Raw genomic sequence first — 17,050 nt, 5'->3', positions numbered from 1 at the left:
CCGACCAGCTTAGGCGCCGAGCGCCTCGCGCGGCGCGACATAGGCATAGCCGAGCGCGTCGGCGACCGCCTTGCAGGTCACCTTGCCCTGGTAGACGTTGAGCCCGGGCAGGAAATTCGGATTGTCCAGCAGCGCCTTCTTCGCGCCCTGGGCGGCCAGCGCAAGCGTATAGGGCAGCGTCACGTTGTTCAGCGCGAAGGTCGACGTGCGCGGCACCGCGCCCGGCATGTTGGCGACACAGTAGTGCACTACCCCGTCGACGACATAGGTCGGCTCGGAATGCGTCGTCGGCCGCGCCGTTTCCACGCAACCGCCCTGATCGATCGCCACGTCGACGATCACCGACCCCGCTTTCATCCGCCGCACCATGTCGGCACTCACCAGTTTCGGCGCCGCCGCGCCCGGCACCAGCACGGCCCCCACGACCAGGTCGGCATTGAGGACGTAGTGCTCAAGGCTCGCCCTGGTCGAATAGACGGTGCGCAGCGCCGAACCGAAACTGCGCGCCAGGGTCGCCAGCACGTCGACGTTGCGGTCGAGCACGGTGACATCCGCGCCGAGGCCCAGCGCCATAGTGATCGCATGGGCGCCGACGACGCCTCCGCCGATGACCACCACGTTGGCCGCCGGCACGCCCGGCACGCCGCCGACCAGGATCCCGGAGCCGCCGTGTTCCTTCTGCAAGGCATTGGCGCCGGCGGTGATCGACAGCCGTCCGGCGACCTGCGACATGGGTGCCAGCAGCGGCAGACCGCCGCGTCCGTCGGTCACTGTCTCGTAGGCAATGCAGGTCGCACCGGAAGCGATCAGGTCCTTCGTCTGCTCCGGATCCGGCGCCAGGTGGAGATAGGTGAACAGGATATGGTCCGGCCGCAGCATCGCGCGTTCGCCCGCCTGCGGCTCCTTCACCTTGACGATCATCTCGGCCGCGCCAAACACCTCCTCCGCCGTCGCGCAGATCGTCGCACCGGCGGCGGCATAGGCCTGGTCATCGGCGCCGATGCCGGCGCCGGCCTTGGTCTCGACGAACACCTGGTGGCCGTTTGCGACGACCTCCATCACGCTATCCGGCGTCAGGCCGACCCGGTACTCGTGATTCTTGATCTCTTTCGGAACACCGATACGCATTGGTCTATCCCTCTCTGGCAGGATTTTTATCGATGGAACAATAGCCGATATGGCGTCGAATAGGCTTGCGTTCTGGCCATCTCCCGGGCAAAGCTCGCTTCATTCTTCGAAAAATCGCCCGTTTGACGGCAGAAAATTCGAAAGCGGCGTTTCTTGAAGCTCGACCGGATCGACAAGCGCATTCTCAACCTCCTGCAGGAGAACGGCCGCATCGCCAATGCCGACCTGGCGGAACGGGTCGGCCTGTCCCAGTCGGCCTGCCTGCGCCGCGTGCGCGCGCTGGAGGAGGCAGGCGTGATCGACCGCTATGTCGCGCTGCTCGACCAGCGCCGGATCGGCCGGCGCATGGACGTGTTCGTCGAGATCTCCCTGGTCGGCCAGTCGAACGAGGTGCTGAACGCGTTCGAGCAGGCCGTCGGCCAATCGCCCGAGATCATGGAGTGTTACCTGATGGCCGGCGACGCCGATTACCTGCTGCGCCTGACCGCCGAAGATCCGAACGACTTCGAGCGCATCCACCGCGAACATCTCGCCCGTCTTCCCGGCGTCTCGCGCATGAAATCGTCCTTCGCCATCCGACCGATCGTGCGCAAGACCGCGTTCTGGCTGGGCGGCTCAGGACGATCCCTCGATTGAGCCGGGCAGAGGACGTCGACGTAGCCCCGGCGGCGCGATAGAGTGGCCCCGTCCGAACCGTTTGAAGCACGTTGCCAGCCCGGGAGCCCTGCCTTTGCCGACACCGGTCACCTGCCTGGTTGATGGCCGCTACGCGCTCGCCGAATGCCCGACCTGGGACGAGCGGACGCAGACCCTGTTTTGGGCCGATATCCGCGGCTGCGCCGTCCACGCCATGGACTGGGCGACCCGGGAACTTCGCTCCTGGACATTCGAGAACCAGGTCGGCTCCTTCGGCCTGACCGGAGACGGCCGGCTCGTCGTTGCCGTCTGGGACCGCATTCTCCTGTTCGACCCCCAGTCCGGGGACCGGAGGTTTCTCGCCGAGGTCGAGGCCGACCTGGCGCAGACCCGGTTGAACGACGGCAAGGTCGGCCCCGATGGTGCCTTCTGGGTCGGCACCATGGATACCAGCAGGATCCGCCAACCGATCGGTGCCCTCTATCGGGTGTCCGGCGACGGTGCCGTGCGCAAGATCACGGGCGGTCTCCATGTCTCCAACGGTCTCGCCTGGGCGCCGGACGGGCGCACCCTCTACCACGCCGACAGCACGCCGGGTTGGATCGACGCCTGGGACTTCGACCCGCGCACCGGCGCAGTCGGTGGCCGCCGCCGCGTCGCCGAGATGACTGGCGACCTCGGCCGGCCCGACGGCGCCACCGTCGATGTCGACGGCAACTACTGGAGCGCCGGCGTTTCGGCCGGCGTCCTCAACGTCCTGTCGCCGGTCGGCGCGATCCTGCGCCGGATCGCCCTGCCCGTGCCGCGTCCGACCATGCCCTGCTTCTGCGGTCCCGACCTGGACGACCTGGTCGTCACCAGCCTGAGGCCAGACGACGAGGCAGCATTGGCCGCCGCCCCGCACTCCGGCAGTCTTTTCCATCTCAGGCCGGATGTCCGCGGTCTGCCCGGGTACCGGTTTCACGCCGGCGGGTGAGCGGACCAGACTGACGTCCCTTCGTCAGCGGCACTGCCCGCCGAGCGCCACCGGCTGCCAGACGGTGCGCGCCTCGCTGACCTTCACCGTGCGTGCCACCGTGCGGTATTCGGCCGGGATCGTGACGACCTGTCGCCGCCCCGGCTGCATCAGCACCTGCCGCTGTCGGGTGCCGTAGATCGCAGGCACGGTCACCGCCACCTGACCGCCGGGCTTGAGCAGCACCTGCTCGTGCACGGTTCGGTAGAGCGGCGGATGCTGCACCTTGCACAGCACCTGCTCGCCCTTGATCGTGCGGTATTCCCAGCCGACGCTTGCAGGTCGCACCAGCACCTGGCGGGCGCGCGTGTCGTAGATCGGGGCAATCTTGCGATAGCTGATCCGCTCGGGCTGCAGCACCACCCGTTCCGTCACCGTGCGATAGACCGGCGGATGCTCGACTACCCGGCTCGAGGCAGGTCGCACCAGCACGGTCTCGTGCACCGTGCGATACTCCGCCGGCACCACGACCTGGCGATAGCAGGACAGCGGCTTGCCGCCGGCAAGCGCGCCGGACGAAGCCCCTGCAACCGAGGCAACAGCAATCGCAAAAGCAATGAACCTTGTGAAAGTACGCACCGTTCCCCCCATTGCGCGGGACGATCCCGCTCCCTGTGGTTTCGGATGCCTCCGGCCTCTCGAGAGCATCCCCTGAGCTTGCAGGCCGATCTTCATCCACGCCCCCGCACGGGCCGGACCCGAAGAAGCTTAAGCCACGAATTCCGCGAAGGAAAGCCCGCCCGGCGCGGCGCCGATTAATCCTCCGGCGACGGCAGGACGCCGCGGGCCGCCTCCGGAATGCTCCGTCCCCAGCAGGCCTTGAGGTCGTGGTCGACCGAGATGCGCTCGTCGAAGACGAAACACTCGCCGCGCCACAGGCTCTCGTCAGCCGGGACCTTCTCCAGATAGTTCAGGATGCCGCCTTGCAGGTGATAGACGTCGTTGAACCCCTCAGCCAGCAGCAGGGCGGTCGCCTTCTCGCAGCGGATGCCGCCGGTGCAGAACATCGCCACCCGCGGCTTGCGCTCCAGCGCCGCCTGGGCGCGGAGCCAGTCCGGAAACTGGCGGAACGATCGGGTCCGCGGATTGACCGCCCCCTCGAAGCTGCCGAAGGCAAATTCATAGTCGTTACGGGTGTCGATCACGATCACGTCGGGATCGCTGATCAGGGCATTCCAGTCCTGCGGCGGCACATGGGTGCCGACCTGGGCGCGCGGATCGATGCCCTCGACGCCCAGGCTGACGATCTCCCGCTTCAGCCGCACCTTCATGCGCCTGAACGGCTGCCGTTCTGCACGCGCCTCCTTGTGCTCCAGATCTTCCAGGCGGGGATCGGCACGCAGGAAGGCGAGCACGGACCGCACGCCATCCTCGGACCCGGCGATGGTGCCGTTGATGCCTTCTCCGGCCAGCAGCAGGCTGCCGCGCACCCCGCTGTCCAGACACAGGCGGAGCAGCGGCTCGCGCATGTCCCGATGGTCGGCGAGCGGAACGAACTTGTACAGGGCGGCAACAAGGCAATCGGACATGGCGCGGCTTCGGCTCGAGGCTTCGATCGGCGCCTTATAGCCGGTCGCGGACGCTCATGAGAAGCCGCTCTTGCCCGACGCCGCCCGCAGCGGCGCCCGCAGCGGCGCCAGGACACCAGGCGCCGGTCAGCGGCCGCGGCCGAACCGCGAAAGGATCGTCTCGAACGCCGCCAGATCCGCGGAACCCCGGATCTTGTCGGCCGCCGAGGCGGACTGCGGCGAGAGGCCGTTCATCTGCTGGATACCTTCCAAGACGGCCAGATCGGCCAGCAGCGTCTGCTGTCTCTGAGTCGCGACGGCGTTTTCGAACAGCACGGCCATCGAATGGGCCATTGCGCCGTAGACGGCCGACATCGCCAGAGCAGGGGAATAGTCGGGCAGCATCGCGATGAGGTCGGCAGGAGGTGCCGAAGGCTTTGCGGCTTTGGGCATGTCGTTCCCTTTCCTTGCCGGTACGGAAGCGACCGGCCTGTCGGAGCGTATCGAACGACGACCACCCTGTTGGGATGCACAGCGGTTCTGGATCGGTGCCGGAACCGCATCTCGTTGGTGTGCCGCCGGCATAGAACCAAGCCGGCCGATCCGGATCACAGGGATCCGGGCGGCTCACCAGAGGATATTCACGCAAAGATTGTTAAAGAGAGATTTATATCTCTTGATTGCATTTATTCCTAGGTAACCATTGCCTGACGACAAGCGGCCCGAAAGGGGAACGCTCCGTCCCGGATGCCCGGGAAGAAGCGTTCCAGGGACTCGGCGGTCTGCCGAGGGGAGGATCAGCGGCCGCCGCTGAAGGCGTTGAGCACCGTCAGCAGGCTGGTCAGGTTGTCGGCGACGCCGGTCTGGGCGACCTTCTCGCTCGCCCCGGCCGCTGCCGTCGTGTCGAGGCTGTAGATCTGCATGATGCCCTGGTTGACCGCGGCCTGGGCCAGCGAGTTCTGCTGCTGCTGGGCAGCCACCGCGTTCTCGAACAGGATGCCCGTGGAATGGGCCATCGCCTGGTAGAGCGTGCTGATCGCCATGGCCGGCGCTTCGCCGACGACCTTGACGTTCGACTGGGTCACGGCATCGGTGACCATCGGGTTGACGGTAACGGGATCGGGCATTGTCCATTCTCCTTTGACTGAGACCGGCTCGTTCCGGCCTCTGACACTCTCAAGGACGCCCGCACCAGATTGATGTGAAGAAATAACCTTTTATTTTCATTGAATTATTCGAAGCCTTCAGGGGGCTGCAGCTATCGCACGCGCGCCTGCATGCGGCGCAGCCGCTCGCCCATCTCGGCCAGCTTCAGACCGATCTGGCGCTCGACCTCCTGGGTCAGCGCGGCTTTCAGCGCACCCATGGTGGCGTTCAGCTGGCCGGCGGCGGAGGTCCCCGCCCCTGCCTGGCCCCCCCCTGCCCGGCCCACCCCTGCCTGGCCCGATGCAGCAGGCCCGGTCTGCGCCGCCGCGCTCGCGATCTGCCCGAGAAGCGCCTCGTCCTTCACCAGCTTCAGCAACGTGGCGTGTTCCGCCTGCATCGAGGCAGCCAGCTGACCGGCGATGTCGGCGGCGGCCTGCACCACCCGTTCCGCAGCGGCAAGGCCGCTTTCGTAGGCCTGTTCTCCGGCCTGCTTCAGACGCGCCGCCTCAACCCCCGCGGCCAGCGCCGTCGGCAACGCCCGCGAGACCGCCTGATAGTCCGCCTGCAGCGATGCGATCTTGATATGCTCCTCGAGTAACTGCTTCAGCAGCGTCTCGCCCGCCGAAGGGCCGGTTTCAGGCGCGGAATCGGTCTGCGTTTCTGACATCGTCGTGCTCCTCACAGCTGCGTCCCGAACGCTCGTGCCCCCGTCCACCGCAGCCGCAGCCGCAGCCTCCGCGTGCCGCGGACGGTCCGCCCGCGAACCACAGGCCGCTGGTGCCGCCGCAGCACGGGCAGCACCCGCCACCCGCCATGGCCTCGACCCCGGCGTGACCTTCCGGTCCAGCCTCTCGCATCGCCTGCACCTGATGCGCCGCCTGGCTGGCACCCTTCAGCGACGCCCGTGCCCAGGCGATATGCGAGGCGATCCGGGGGTACAGGCAATAGAGGCGCTCGTAGTCCGCGCAGGTCCGCTCGCCGCCGAGGTCTTCCGCCCAGCGGCCGAGCAGGCCCGCCAGCACCGTGTCCAGCTCGCTGCCCACCAGATCCAGTTCCCGTTGCATCGCCGTGTCTCCTTTCACTGCCGCCCGTCGGGCGCTGTCCGTTCAACATTCCTCGCCCTCGAAACCCGAGTCGAGGCTGCGCAGGAGGCCCTGGAACTCCGGTCGCCGGGACAACGCAGGCCAGATCCGTTCCGCGCTCGCGTTTTGGCCTGCCGGGCCGAATTCTCCGCCGAAGCCGTAGTCGACCCCCGCACAGGGCGTCAGGCGCAGCGCACCGCCCGCCTCGCTTGCGTCGAAAGCGCTGTTGTGGAGGCGGTCGCGCGCATTCTCCGAGGCAAAATCGTCCCGGGCATGCCGGACGGTCACCGGGCCGTGGATGGCGCGCCCTTCGGCCGTCAGCAGCGTCGGAGCGGCCAGTGACGTTAGGACAATAGCGCCCTCCGACCCCGGCCCCGAGGCGGGCATCGCCTCGGCGAGCTCCGCGAGGCCGTCGAAATGGACGCAGCCAGCGAGGCGCCGCCGCCGCGGCCCGGCAGGCGGCACCGGGAGCCCGGCACAGACCGCCGTCGCGCCCAGGCAGGGCGGCGCCAGCGTCGTGAGCATCAACAACTCCGGCTGCGACAGGTCCGGATCGCCGACGATCTTGGCCACCTCCGCAGCACTCAGGCCCGACAGGGCCGCGACCCGACGCGCTATGGCACTCTCGGCCGGCCACGGCCCGCCGTCTCCGGACGACCCGGCATCCAGCGCGGCCAGCAGGCACAGGATCCGCAACTCCGCATGGGCGGCGCGGCAGCGGGCTGAGGCGTTCGGCACGAACAGCACCGGCCGCAACCCGTCGTCTCCCGACGTCGGCACGGCAAGCGCGGCGGCGACGTTGTGGCCGCGGCCGGCATTTCCCCGATCCCAGGCATGGGACAGGTAGGACAGCAGCTGGCGCATCATGGCCGTCTCGTCCGCAAGCGGCTGCGGCCAGCGGCGTACGACCGCGCGCAACGGCTCAGCGACGAAGATCCGGTCCAGCGCGTCGACATGCCCCTGCCCGAGCCGGACCATACTTGCCCGGCCGGGATTCAGGCCAGGATTCAGGGCCGGATAGGTCCGTGCCGCGCCGATGCGTTCGGCGGCAACCTCCCCGCAAAGACCGCCGGCATACGTCGTCCAGCGCTGCACGAGAACGCGACCGCCGCCGTCGTCGGCCACGGCCAGCCCGATCCCGCCACCGCCGGCCAGAACGGAGCGGGAGGCCAGGCACAGGAACGCCAGCGCTTCGCCGGTCAGGGCCGACCAGTCGGGCAGCGACAGCTCGACGACGGCATGACCGGCCTGCCGCGCGGCGCTTGCCAGATAGCAGAGCGGGCTGGTCAGCAGCGGCAGCTGCGGGTCGCCGCTCGCCTCCCGCGCCCCGGCGCGGCGGACCGCGAACGCCTCGTCGCTCATGTCGAGGCCGTAGAGCACCAGGTCGTCGAGTTGCGGCCGGTCCCCGGCAGCCGCGCGCAGGCTCGCCTCGGGGACGGCCAGCGCATAGCTTCGCCGCGCCGGATCCGCATCCGGCAGAGCGGCAAGGAATGCGCTGAACGAAGACATGGATCCTCTCCCCGATCCGCCGGGCGGCTACGAAACGTTGAGATCCGACAGGATCGTCTTGGCCGACTGTCCTGCGGTCGAACTGACGGTGCCGTAGACCGTCACTGCAGCGTTGACCATGTTCTGGATCTCGCCGAGCAGGGGCACCGCGACGATCTCGCCGATCGGCCCCTCGGCCGCCTTCTTGATCGCGACCGCCTGCGCGGCGAGGGCGATCTGCATGACGGCGTTCATGTAGTTGGCCGCGTCCTGGACGGCGAGGCCGGTGGTCTGGCCGACCATGATCTCCGGCGGCGTGGTAGCCATCTTGAGCCCGTAGGACTCGGTTTCCGTGTTGGTGAACTGGACCGCCTGCACGACCTTCTGGTTCAGCGCCGACGTGCTCGGCTGTGCCGCCGCAGCCGGGTTGGAAAGCCGGCCCGCGCCAGCGTCCTGAAGGCCGCTTCGGCTGCCGTTTCCGAGACTCGCCCCCAGCGGGCCGGCGGGCTGCGCTGCCGCTCCTGGATTGACGCCAGGTCCGACGCGGGATCCCGGCCCACCCCCTCCGGCCATGGCACCGGGCGCGGCCCCGGGTCGCGCGGTCATCCGGGTCTCCCCGCGCGCAGCCTGCTCGACGCCAGGACGCGACCGCGGCTCCGCCCCACCCGGTCCGCGCTCGGAGCCCTCCATCGGGCCGCCCCGGACGCCCGATGCGGGATGGACGGTCTCGGCCGCCTCGGCCGGCGCCTTTCTGCGGAACAGGGACGACATCCACATGATCGCTCTCCAATACAATCCGTCAGGACTTCTCGCCGATGTCCATGATCAGCTGGCAGGCCTTGGACACCACAGCGGTGGTGATCTGATTCATTGCCTGCTGGCTATGCACCGCGTTCTGAATCGACAGGCCCGTCGCATGGCTGCTGACCTGGTACAGGGCGGCGATTGCCTGGGCCGGCGCTTCGGCGACCACCTTGACGTTGGTCTGGGTGACCGCATCGGTAATCTGCGCGTTGACGTTGTCCGGCATGGCGTTTTCCTATTCGGCACGGGCTGTCCCGCTTCTCACGGACGCATCAGCGATCGGTTCGTGAACGCCCGCCGGCGGCAGCATCCGACGCACTGTCGTCCAGCGCCCGGCGCAGCATCTGGCGCAGGGTCTGCACGCGCTTGCGCGCCAGCGGCTCGGAAATGCCGAGCACCACAGCGATGTCGCGATAGCTCCTTTCCTCACCGAAGCGCATCTGGAAGATGGTGCCGTAGGACGGCGGCAGGGCGCGGATCACCGTCTCGACCTTGCGCAGCGTTTCCTGCTGCCACAACACGCTTTCCTGCGACGGCCCGGTGTCGGCGAGATCGGCAACATGGTCCTGGTAGACGTCAGCCTCGAAATCGCGCACCTGGCGCTCCGAATTCCTCCGCCGCAACCGGCTGATGTATTCGTTCTTCATGGCGAATAGCAGGAACGCCCGCGGCTCCCGGATCTGCGTCTCGTTCCGCGCCACATGCGTCACCGCCTTGACCAGGGTTGACGACAGCAGATCCTCCGCCTCGTCGCGGTTGCCGCGCGTCAGGCGCATCGCGCTGCGCCGCAGGATGCAAGCATCGTCGATCCAGCTCGACCACAACCCCCTGGCTGGCGTATCATCGCCCGTCGGACTGTTGCTGACTTCGCACACGAGCACCCCCTTGTCGACTTTCAGGTTGGGTTGAAGCTTTTCAGAATGCAGGACGCGGAATCAACTCTCTTGTGAAGATAATCTTCGATTTTATACATTTTCTTCAGGAGCCCAGAATTAAATCTGATGCAGATAATTTATTATTTATATTAGTATCTATCTTGAAAAACGAAATACCCGATAGTCTTATCTCCGATCCAGGACAGAGACATCAAATCGTCGCAGCACGCTCGATACAATCATAGATAGAATATGCGGTGGCATTCTCCTATCTAGGATTACCCTCCTCACGGAGCTGCAACCCATCCGCAACCTGTTTCGTGCCCGCCTGGCCACCTTTTCTCGCCGCAGCCGCCGAGTGGATGAGGAGGTCGATCATCGATCACCGCTTCGTGATCACCGCTTCGCGGTCCCGCCCGCATCCCGCCGCAAGCCATCATCGCCCGCAACGGAAGAACAAGAAACCGGTCACCTTGTGCCTCAACGAAAGCTGTATTGCTGCGGCCGCTTTGCTGCACTGCAGAATGCGCAGGACAGTTATCGACCGGCAGGCCATCCAAATCTCAATATAGTACCAAAGTATCAAACCAACAAAAACGACTGTAAAATTCGCAGACCCCTCTGTTTACTGCAATAGGGAGAACGCGCACGACGCAGGCGTCACCCGTAAAGCCCGACATCGGGCATCATGTCGCGCCACATCTTCGGGAACCGGCCACACCCATGCCTATTCGACTGCCGAGAAAGACGCAGGTTGCGCAGACCGAAGCCGCTGATTTCGAGCACCTGTTCGATCTGCTCCACAAGGTGTCCCACCTCACGGCGCAGACCGACGATTTCGGCCGGTGGCTGCGTGATTTCATGAAGCTCATCTGCGACTTCGCGGACTGGAAGATCGGCCATGCCTGGGCGCCGCTGAAGGACGATCCCAACGAACTGGTCTCCATCCGCATCTGGCACCTTCAGCCCGGCGTGAACGCGCGCGCGTTCATGGAAAAAACCGAGACGCTGCAATATGCCTCGGGGGTCGGCCTCCCCGGCCGCGTCCATCAGAAGAAGAAGGTCGACTGGATCCCGGACGTCAATCTCGACGACAACTACCCGCGTAAGCCCTATGCCAACGCGGCCGGCTTCAAGGGCGGCTACGGCTGCCCCGTCATGGTCGACGGCGCCGTTGCGGCCGTGATCGAATTCTACGACGACCGACCGGCCGATCCGTCGCCGCTGCTGATCCGGACGTTGGAATACCTCGGCATGCAGGTCGCGCCGGTGCTGGAGCGCTCCGAGCGCGCGCGCCAGCGGCGCGAGCTTGCGGATGCACTGGAGACGCGGGTCGCCAGCGCGGTCGGCGAGATCTCGCAATCGGCCCTGAGCATGCAGCAAGCCGCCGAAACCGCCAAGACGCTGTCGACCACGGCCCAGTCGCGCTCAAGGAGCAGCGCCGACGCCTCGACCCGCTCGTCCGACCAGGTCAGGACCGTCGCCGCCGCGACCGGTGAACTCAGCCAGGCGATCCGCGCCATCGAGGGCGAACTCGGCGCGGCGCGCAATACCGTCGCTGCCGCAGCGGACCGCGTCGTCTCCGCCAACGCCACCTTCGAGAGCCTCCGGCAGGGGGCGGGCGAGATCGAGGAGGTGATCGGCATCATCAACAAGATCGCCGAGAAGACCAAGCTGCTGTCGCTCAACGCCACCATCGAAGCCTCGCGCGCTGGCGCGCTCGGCGCCGGCTTCGCCGTCGTCGCCTCGGAAGTGAAGGATCTCGCCGCTCAAACCGAGACCTCGACCCGGCACATTGCAGAACGCGTGCAGGACATCCAGGTCCTGGCCTCAGAGGCGCTGCAGGAATTCAAGGCGATCGCCGCGACGATCCAGGACATCCGCAACTCGACCGAGTCGATCTCCGGCTCCGTCGAACGCCAGCAGCGCACGACCGAGGCGATCTCGGCGAACTCGGCCGAGGCAGAAGGCCAGTCGCAGGCCGCCTGCGACGCCGTCAATGACGTGGTCCACGACCTTGCCAGCATCGACGAGAATTCCGATTGCGTGCTGGACACGGCCGGCCGGTTCGTCGCCCGCATCACCGCGCTCCAGGACGAGGTCGGCAGCTTCCTGAAGATGATCCGGGAGGACTGACAGCGCTCGGACGCGCACGGCATCGCCCTGCCGAGCATACGCAACTCGGCCGTGAGCGAAGATCGCGGTCAGTTCCGTGCCGGTGGAAAAGAGAATGGACATACCATTGTTCTTTCCGCTGAAATTTGGGAAGAGAACCCATAGCGCCCCGATCGATGAGACCTGATCGGGGCGCTCTGTGGCACTGGCTAGCGCGGCGATGATCCTCCCGGCTATCGGCTCTGTGAGCCTGACGCCGCGCCGCTGGGTAGGAACCGTGGTCAGTGCAAACCGAACTCGGCCATGAGTTGCTGGCGGAACGTTACGAAACGTGCCTCGTTCCTATCGCGCGGGCGCGGCAGGTCGATATCGATCAGGCGGATCGCAGCGCCCTTGGTTTTGGGTAGAACTAGAACCCGGTCCGCGAGAAAAATCGCTTCTTCGAGATCATGGGTGACGAGAACCATGGTAACCCCTTCTTCGACCCAAATGCGGGACAGTTCCTCCTGCATAGTGATTTTGGTCATGGCATCGAGCGCTCCCAGCGGTTCGTCGAGCAGCAGGATCTCAGGCTGTACGGTCAACGCACGGGCGATGCCCACCCGCTGAGCCATTCCGCCCGAAAGCTGCCGAGGCCAAGCGCTCTCGAACTCGCTAAGGCCGACCAGGCGAATGTAGCGCCGGGCGCGCTCCCTGGCCTCGATTGCCGGCACGCCCTGCACCTCCAATCCGAAGGCGACATTACCGAGTACGGTGAGCCATGGCAGCAGACGCGGCTCCTGGAAGATCACCGCCCGATCACGGCCCAGACCGTGGACGGGGGCACCGTCGATCAGAACTCCACCCTTATCGGGGTTCTCCAACCCCGCGAGAATCCGCAGCAAGGTCGTCTTTCCCGAGCCGCTCGCGCCCACAATGGCGAGGCTCTCGCCACCACGGATCTCCAGATCGATGCCTTTCAGCACTGTCAGCGGTTCGCCATTGATGGCGAAGGCCTTGGTGAGGTCACGGATCGTGACCTCACCCCGGGCTTGGGACTCAACGACAGTCATTGCCCACCCCCTCAGTTCGACGCCTGCTGGTCGCTGGTGACCAGTAGGATGTCTTTCGCACGGAGCTGCCCGTCAGCCAACGCGCCTTCCCGAACCAGGACGTCGATCCAGAACTGAACGTCACGCTCGACGGCAACGCCACCCGCGCGCACGCCATACCCAGCGAAGTATTGGGCGACCTCGGGGTTCTCACCGCGCTCCTGAAGGACACGGGCGAGGATCTCGCGCGTCTCCTCGGGGTTCTCGCGGGCGAAGTCGAGCGCGCGGGCCGATTGCTCCACGAAGGCGCGGGCCGCCTCGGGATGGGCATCGACCCAGTCCCGGCGCAGCACGGTGAACCCGCCGGCGATCTCGCCCAGCACGTCAGTGTCGTCGAAGACCGCGCGAAGACCACCATTCGCCCGCGCCGCCCCTTCGAAGGTCGTCTGCCAGTAACCGAAGGCGGCGATGTCCACCTGGCCCGAGCGCAGCACCTGTTCCAGTTGCGGGCCCGGCACGACCACGAGATTGGCGACGTTCCGCGGTAGTCCCACCGAATGCAGTGCCTCGCGGACGGTGTAATCGAGATGCGCGCCCAGCGTGTTCACGGCGATGGTCTTGCCCGCGATATCCTCGATCGAGCGGATCGGGCTCTCCTCGAGCACGTGGAAGATCGATTGCGTTTCGTCGTTGATCCCATTGGTCGGATAGGCCGCGATGAAATCGTTGCCGCTGGCGATCGAGTTGATGACGGCCGAGGTTGCAGCTGACCCGATGTCGACGCTGCCCGAGGCGAGGGCGAAAAGCGACTCCGGCCCGCCGCCCGCATAGCCGATGTTTTCAAGCTTAATGCCGGTACCGTCAAAATAACCCAGTTCCTGCGCGAGTTCGTGGGCCGAGACGCCGCCATGGCTGGCGAGGAAGCGCAGGGTCACAGTCTCGGCCTGGGCTGAGCCCGAGAGCCCGAGGGCAAGCGTTGCGGCAGCGGTGAGGGATTTGAAGCGATAGGTCATTGGATGTTCCTTTCTATGGTGTTGGTTCGGCGTGTCAGTGTTGTGCGGGGCTCCAGCGGCAGAGCCGCCGTTGCAGGGTGACCAGAACCCAGTTCGCGGCGAGCCCGAGGAAGGCCAGCAGGAAGATCGCGGCGAACATCAGCGGGATCTGGAAATTGTACTGTGCGTTCATCACCTGAAACCCGACGCCCTTGTTTGCGCCGATCATCTCGGCTGCGATCAGCAGCAGCAGCGCCGTAGTCGCCGACAGACGCAGGCCAACGAAGATCGAGGGCACCGAGGCTGGCAGGACCACGCGGCGGAAGGTCGTCAGCCGCGTAGCGCCGAAGGTGCGCGCCATCTCGATCAGCTTCGGATCGACCTCCTTCACGCCGCCGATGGTGGCAAGGAGAATGGGAAAGAGCGTGGCCCAGAAAATCACGAAGACCTTGGAGGCCTCTCCGAGCCCGAGGAGCAGGATGAACACCGGATAAAGGGCAAGCGCCGAGGTTTGCCGAAAGAGCTGAAGGATGGGGTCAAGCGCCTGTTCGACAGCCCGGATCTGGCCCATGAACAGGCCGAGGGGTATCCCGAGAGCGGCGGCCGCGAGGAAGGCGATTCCCGCCCTCTGCAAGGAGACGGCGATATCATCGAGCAAGGCTCCGGACGAAATTCCATTCCACAGGGCTCCTGCCACCCGGTCGATGGGAGGGAAAACGGCAGGATTGAGCCAACCAGCGGTGCTTGCGATCTGCCAGCCGGCAAAGAAGCCGAGAATAGGGCCATAGTTGGCCGCGATACGCCGCCCGGTAACCAGGAGGCGTCCAAGCACCGCGCGAACGTCAGGACCGTTGGTGGTGCGGGCAGCATCTGAGAATTGGTAGGTCATATTAAGTCCTTCCTTATTCGGCGGCCTGTACGGTTTCGTGCGCGACTGCATGCCTGTTAACGGGAAAGGGCAGTCCAAGGTTCTCCCGCAGAGTCGTGCCCTCATAGGCGCGACGGAACAGTCCGCGGCGCTGTAACTCGGGGATCACCAGGTCGACGAAGTCATCGAGGGCCGTCGGCAACCAGGGCGGCAGAATGTTGAAGCCATCTGCGGCTTCGTTCTCGAACCATTCCTGAAGCTGATCGGCAACCTGTTCGGCAGATCCGACAATCGTGTAATGGCCGCGTGCCGAAGCGACCCACTGGTAGAGCTGGCGAATGGTGAAATTGTTCTCGTCCGCGATCTGCCGGATGAGTGTCTGACGCGACTTCATGCCCTCGGTCGGCGGTGCCGGCGGGAGCGGGCCGTCAAGGTCATAGCCGTTAAGATCAAGCGTGCCGCCAGTCAGGCCGTTCAGCAACGCAATTCCGTCCTCCTCTAGGATGAGTGAGGTCAGGCGGTCGTATTTCTCGCGCGCCTCGGCTTCGGTACGGCCAACGAAGGGCGAGACGCCGGGCATGATAAGAACATGCTCCGGGCTACGCCCGTTGGCGGCGGCACGCGCCTTGATATCGCGGTAGAACTCCTGCGCTGTGTCGAGCCGTTGGTGAGCGGTGAAGATTACTTCTGCCGTCGCAGCCGCAAGCGCGCGTCCGTCCTCGGATTGCCCCGCCTGCACGATCACCGGATGCCCTTGCCGTGAGCGCGAGACGTTCAGTGGTCCACGGACCTTGAAATGCTCGCCCTCGTGGTCCGCATAATGCACCTTCGTTGTGTCGAAGAAGACGCCGCTCTCCTTATCACGGATGAAGACGTCATCCTCGAAGCTGTCCCAAAGCTTCTTAACCACCTCGACATGCTCGCGCGCCCTTGCATAGCGGAAGGCATGGGGATGCTGATGATCGAGGTTGAAGTTGCGCGCGGCGGCCTCGGTCGCGGTGGTGACGACGTTCCAGCCGACCCGCCCGTCTGAGATCAGGTCGAGGGAAGCGAATTTCCGCGCGATGTTGTAGGGTTCTTCGTAGGTCGTCGAGGCAGTCGCGATGAAGCTGATACTCTTCGTCAAAGGCGCCAGCGCAGCGAACAGGGTCACCGGCTCGAAGCCGGCCACCTTCGCGTTGCCGCCCTCCATGCCACCACCAAAGGCCACTGCCAGGCCATCAGCAAGGAAATAGGCATCGAACAGGCCGCGCTCCGCAGTCAGTGCCAATTGCTTATGGAATTCGAAGTTCGTGGCGCCGTCCGCCGGGCTGTCGGGATGGCGCCATGCGGCGACGTGCTGGCCGCCGCCCGGCAGGAATGCGCCGAGTTTGATCTGTCTGGTCATCGGAGAATACCTTCCTAGGTGCGTGTGAGCAGTTATTGCAGGGCGAGACTCGGGCGGCCGTCGGGGCCGATGGGCAGGTCCCCGTCGATCGTGACGCGACGGACGACACGATGGGCATCGCCATAATCGTTCACGGCAATATGCTGGGTCGCGCGGTTGTCCCAGATCGCCACATCGCCGGCCTTCCAGCGCCAGCGGACCGTATTTTCAGGCGCTGTGATGTAGGTTTGGAACAATTCATAAAGTTTTATCGAAGCAAATCGATCGAAACCGGCAAATCTTTGCACGAAACTTCCCAGAATGAGTGTGTGCTCACCTGTTTCCGGGTGCACACGCACTACAGGATGATCGGTCTGGAAGACCTTAGAACGGAAGACTTCGTCGTAATGCTTCTTTTCGACCTCGGTCGCCCACGGCCGGTGGCTTGCATAGTCATAGGCATTGGAGTGGACTGCGCGCAGGTTGTCGGCGAACCGTTTCAAGGGTTCCGGCAGAGCATCATACGCCGCTGCCGTGTTGGCCCAGATCGTGTCGCCGCCTGTTTCCGGGATGGTGATGCCTCGAAGCACCGAGTATTTCGGATAGGCGGGCACGAAGGTCACGTCCGTGTGCCACTGGTCTGCACGTCCGCCATGCCCAGAGTCGAGCTCAAGGATCGCGGCGCTCCCCTCGCGAATATGCTGGGTCGGATGCGGGACAAGCTCGCCAAGCAGCCTCGCGAAGCTCTCCTGGCCAGCATCATCGAGGTGATCCTGCCTCCGGAAGAACACGACCTTGTGGCGCGCGATGCGCGACTTGATCTCGGCAATAACTCCCTCGGGCAGGTTTCCAGAAAGGCGCACATTGCGGATCTCGGCGCCGATAATCGGCGTGATTAGAACAACGTCGTCGCTCGAAAGAGACGTTGAGGGAATGTCGTGGACAGTCATGGGAACTCCTTCCCTTGGACACGCCTCCGCCGTCGCCTGACACCGG

The 17,050-nt window shown here is 65.4% G+C and carries 19 protein-coding genes; 3 read left to right on the top strand and 16 right to left on the bottom strand.

Annotated elements, in window-relative coordinates:
* Positions 1-9: 9 nt before the first annotated feature.
* The gene (gene ald / locus SL003B_RS07255) at positions 10-1,128 is read right to left on the bottom strand and encodes an alanine dehydrogenase (protein WP_013652179.1); all 1,119 of its coding nucleotides are present in this window, start codon (positions 1,126-1,128) and stop codon (positions 10-12) included.
* Positions 1,129-1,281: 153 nt separating this feature from the next.
* On the opposite strand from ald, the gene SL003B_RS07250 reads away from it, so the two are divergent.
* Both SL003B_RS07250 and SL003B_RS07245 read left to right on the top strand, forming a co-directional pair.
* Positions 1,282-1,764 (top strand): Lrp/AsnC family transcriptional regulator, encoded by a 483-nt coding sequence (locus SL003B_RS07250; protein ID WP_013652178.1) that lies wholly within the window; start codon positions 1,282-1,284, stop codon positions 1,762-1,764.
* Positions 1,765-1,858: 94 nt separating this feature from the next.
* Positions 1,859-2,740 carry an SMP-30/gluconolactonase/LRE family protein gene (locus tag SL003B_RS07245; RefSeq protein ID WP_013652177.1) on the top strand — a complete coding sequence of 294 codons (882 nt, stop codon included), beginning with the start codon at positions 1,859-1,861 and terminating at the stop codon, positions 2,738-2,740.
* Between the two features lie 24 nt (positions 2,741-2,764).
* Here the strand turns inward: SL003B_RS07245 and SL003B_RS07240 are convergent, their stop codons facing one another.
* From SL003B_RS07240 to SL003B_RS07195, 10 genes are all read right to left on the bottom strand, one after another.
* Positions 2,765-3,358, bottom strand: coding sequence for a hypothetical protein (locus SL003B_RS07240; RefSeq protein WP_242390346.1), 594 nt, complete (start codon positions 3,356-3,358; stop codon positions 2,765-2,767).
* 176 nt (positions 3,359-3,534) lie between these two features.
* The gene (trhO, locus tag SL003B_RS07235; protein WP_013652175.1) at positions 3,535-4,308 is read right to left on the bottom strand and encodes an oxygen-dependent tRNA uridine(34) hydroxylase TrhO; all 774 of its coding nucleotides are present in this window, start codon (positions 4,306-4,308) and stop codon (positions 3,535-3,537) included.
* A gap of 126 nt (positions 4,309-4,434) precedes the next feature.
* Positions 4,435-4,740 (bottom strand): RebB family R body protein, encoded by a 306-nt coding sequence (locus SL003B_RS07230; RefSeq protein ID WP_013652174.1) that lies wholly within the window; start codon positions 4,738-4,740, stop codon positions 4,435-4,437.
* A gap of 344 nt (positions 4,741-5,084) precedes the next feature.
* Positions 5,085-5,414 carry a RebB family R body protein gene (locus tag SL003B_RS07225; protein ID WP_013652173.1) on the bottom strand — a complete coding sequence of 110 codons (330 nt, stop codon included), beginning with the start codon at positions 5,412-5,414 and terminating at the stop codon, positions 5,085-5,087.
* Between the two features lie 131 nt (positions 5,415-5,545).
* Positions 5,546-6,100 (bottom strand): hypothetical protein, encoded by a 555-nt coding sequence (locus tag SL003B_RS07220; RefSeq protein WP_013652172.1) that lies wholly within the window; start codon positions 6,098-6,100, stop codon positions 5,546-5,548.
* On the bottom strand, positions 6,069-6,497 hold the full coding sequence (locus tag SL003B_RS07215) for a hypothetical protein (protein WP_013652171.1): 429 nt from the start codon (positions 6,495-6,497) through the stop codon (positions 6,069-6,071). The genes SL003B_RS07220 and SL003B_RS07215 overlap by 32 nt, the downstream gene beginning before the upstream one ends.
* Positions 6,498-6,539: 42 nt before the next feature.
* Positions 6,540-8,024, bottom strand: a complete 1,485-nt coding sequence (locus SL003B_RS07210) for a hypothetical protein (protein WP_013652170.1) — start codon at positions 8,022-8,024, stop codon at positions 6,540-6,542.
* A 27-nt stretch (positions 8,025-8,051) separates the two neighbouring features.
* Positions 8,052-8,780: a hypothetical protein gene (locus tag SL003B_RS22250; protein ID WP_013652169.1), complete on the bottom strand. Its 729-nt coding sequence runs from the start codon at positions 8,778-8,780 to the stop codon at positions 8,052-8,054.
* Positions 8,781-8,802: 22 nt separating this feature from the next.
* Entirely contained in the window at positions 8,803-9,033 is a 231-nt protein-coding gene (locus SL003B_RS07200; protein ID WP_013652168.1) for a RebB family R body protein, read from the bottom strand.
* 46 nt (positions 9,034-9,079) lie between these two features.
* The gene (locus SL003B_RS07195) at positions 9,080-9,682 is read right to left on the bottom strand and encodes an RNA polymerase sigma factor (protein WP_242390345.1); all 603 of its coding nucleotides are present in this window, start codon (positions 9,680-9,682) and stop codon (positions 9,080-9,082) included.
* A gap of 723 nt (positions 9,683-10,405) precedes the next feature.
* Here SL003B_RS07195 and SL003B_RS07190 point away from each other — a divergent pair.
* Positions 10,406-11,818 carry a methyl-accepting chemotaxis protein gene (locus SL003B_RS07190; RefSeq protein WP_013652166.1) on the top strand — a complete coding sequence of 471 codons (1,413 nt, stop codon included), beginning with the start codon at positions 10,406-10,408 and terminating at the stop codon, positions 11,816-11,818.
* 260 nt (positions 11,819-12,078) lie between these two features.
* Here the strand turns inward: SL003B_RS07190 and SL003B_RS07185 are convergent, their stop codons facing one another.
* From SL003B_RS07185 to SL003B_RS07165, 5 genes are read right to left on the bottom strand one after another with little or no spacing between them, the layout of a single operon-like run.
* Positions 12,079-12,849 (bottom strand): ABC transporter ATP-binding protein, encoded by a 771-nt coding sequence (locus tag SL003B_RS07185; protein WP_013652165.1) that lies wholly within the window; start codon positions 12,847-12,849, stop codon positions 12,079-12,081.
* A gap of 11 nt (positions 12,850-12,860) precedes the next feature.
* Positions 12,861-13,841: an ABC transporter substrate-binding protein gene (locus SL003B_RS07180; RefSeq protein ID WP_013652164.1), complete on the bottom strand. Its 981-nt coding sequence runs from the start codon at positions 13,839-13,841 to the stop codon at positions 12,861-12,863.
* Positions 13,842-13,875: 34 nt separating this feature from the next.
* A complete protein-coding gene (locus SL003B_RS07175) occupies positions 13,876-14,709 on the bottom strand; it encodes an ABC transporter permease (RefSeq protein WP_013652163.1) in 834 nt (277 codons plus the stop codon).
* A gap of 13 nt (positions 14,710-14,722) precedes the next feature.
* Positions 14,723-16,075 (bottom strand): LLM class flavin-dependent oxidoreductase, encoded by a 1,353-nt coding sequence (locus SL003B_RS07170; protein ID WP_013652162.1) that lies wholly within the window; start codon positions 16,073-16,075, stop codon positions 14,723-14,725.
* A gap of 32 nt (positions 16,076-16,107) precedes the next feature.
* Positions 16,108-17,004, bottom strand: coding sequence for a TauD/TfdA dioxygenase family protein (locus tag SL003B_RS07165; protein ID WP_013652161.1), 897 nt, complete (start codon positions 17,002-17,004; stop codon positions 16,108-16,110).
* Between the last annotated feature and the right edge of the window lie 46 nt (positions 17,005-17,050).

It is taken from the genome of Polymorphum gilvum SL003B-26A1 (genome assembly GCF_000192745.1).
GTDB lineage: Bacteria > Pseudomonadota > Alphaproteobacteria > Rhizobiales > Stappiaceae > Polymorphum > Polymorphum gilvum.
Note: the sequence above shows the minus strand (reverse complement) of the source record. Positions and strands in the feature narration are given on the sequence as shown.

What these genes read in the sequence shown, in the direction of transcription:
- ald (WP_013652179.1), bottom strand. Translation starts at nt 1,128, where the DNA reads ATGCGTATCGGTGTTCCGAAAGAGATCAAGAATCACGAGTACCGGGTC.
- trhO (WP_013652175.1), bottom strand. Translation starts at nt 4,308, where the DNA reads ATGTCCGATTGCCTTGTTGCCGCCCTGTACAAGTTCGTTCCGCTCGCC.
- SL003B_RS07230 (WP_013652174.1), bottom strand. Translation starts at nt 4,740, where the DNA reads ATGCCCAAAGCCGCAAAGCCTTCGGCACCTCCTGCCGACCTCATCGCG.
- SL003B_RS07225 (WP_013652173.1), bottom strand. Translation starts at nt 5,414, where the DNA reads ATGCCCGATCCCGTTACCGTCAACCCGATGGTCACCGATGCCGTGACC.
- SL003B_RS07220 (WP_013652172.1), bottom strand. Translation starts at nt 6,100, where the DNA reads ATGTCAGAAACGCAGACCGATTCCGCGCCTGAAACCGGCCCTTCGGCG.
- SL003B_RS07215 (WP_013652171.1), bottom strand. Translation starts at nt 6,497, where the DNA reads ATGCAACGGGAACTGGATCTGGTGGGCAGCGAGCTGGACACGGTGCTG.
- SL003B_RS07210 (WP_013652170.1), bottom strand. Translation starts at nt 8,024, where the DNA reads ATGTCTTCGTTCAGCGCATTCCTTGCCGCTCTGCCGGATGCGGATCCG.
- SL003B_RS22250 (WP_013652169.1), bottom strand. Translation starts at nt 8,780, where the DNA reads ATGTGGATGTCGTCCCTGTTCCGCAGAAAGGCGCCGGCCGAGGCGGCC.
- SL003B_RS07200 (WP_013652168.1), bottom strand. Translation starts at nt 9,033, where the DNA reads ATGCCGGACAACGTCAACGCGCAGATTACCGATGCGGTCACCCAGACC.
- SL003B_RS07190 (WP_013652166.1), top strand. Translation starts at nt 10,406, where the DNA reads ATGCCTATTCGACTGCCGAGAAAGACGCAGGTTGCGCAGACCGAAGCC.
- SL003B_RS07185 (WP_013652165.1), bottom strand. Translation starts at nt 12,849, where the DNA reads ATGACTGTCGTTGAGTCCCAAGCCCGGGGTGAGGTCACGATCCGTGAC.
- SL003B_RS07180 (WP_013652164.1), bottom strand. Translation starts at nt 13,841, where the DNA reads ATGACCTATCGCTTCAAATCCCTCACCGCTGCCGCAACGCTTGCCCTC.
- SL003B_RS07175 (WP_013652163.1), bottom strand. Translation starts at nt 14,709, where the DNA reads ATGACCTACCAATTCTCAGATGCTGCCCGCACCACCAACGGTCCTGAC.
- SL003B_RS07170 (WP_013652162.1), bottom strand. Translation starts at nt 16,075, where the DNA reads ATGACCAGACAGATCAAACTCGGCGCATTCCTGCCGGGCGGCGGCCAG.
- SL003B_RS07165 (WP_013652161.1), bottom strand. Translation starts at nt 17,004, where the DNA reads ATGACTGTCCACGACATTCCCTCAACGTCTCTTTCGAGCGACGACGTT.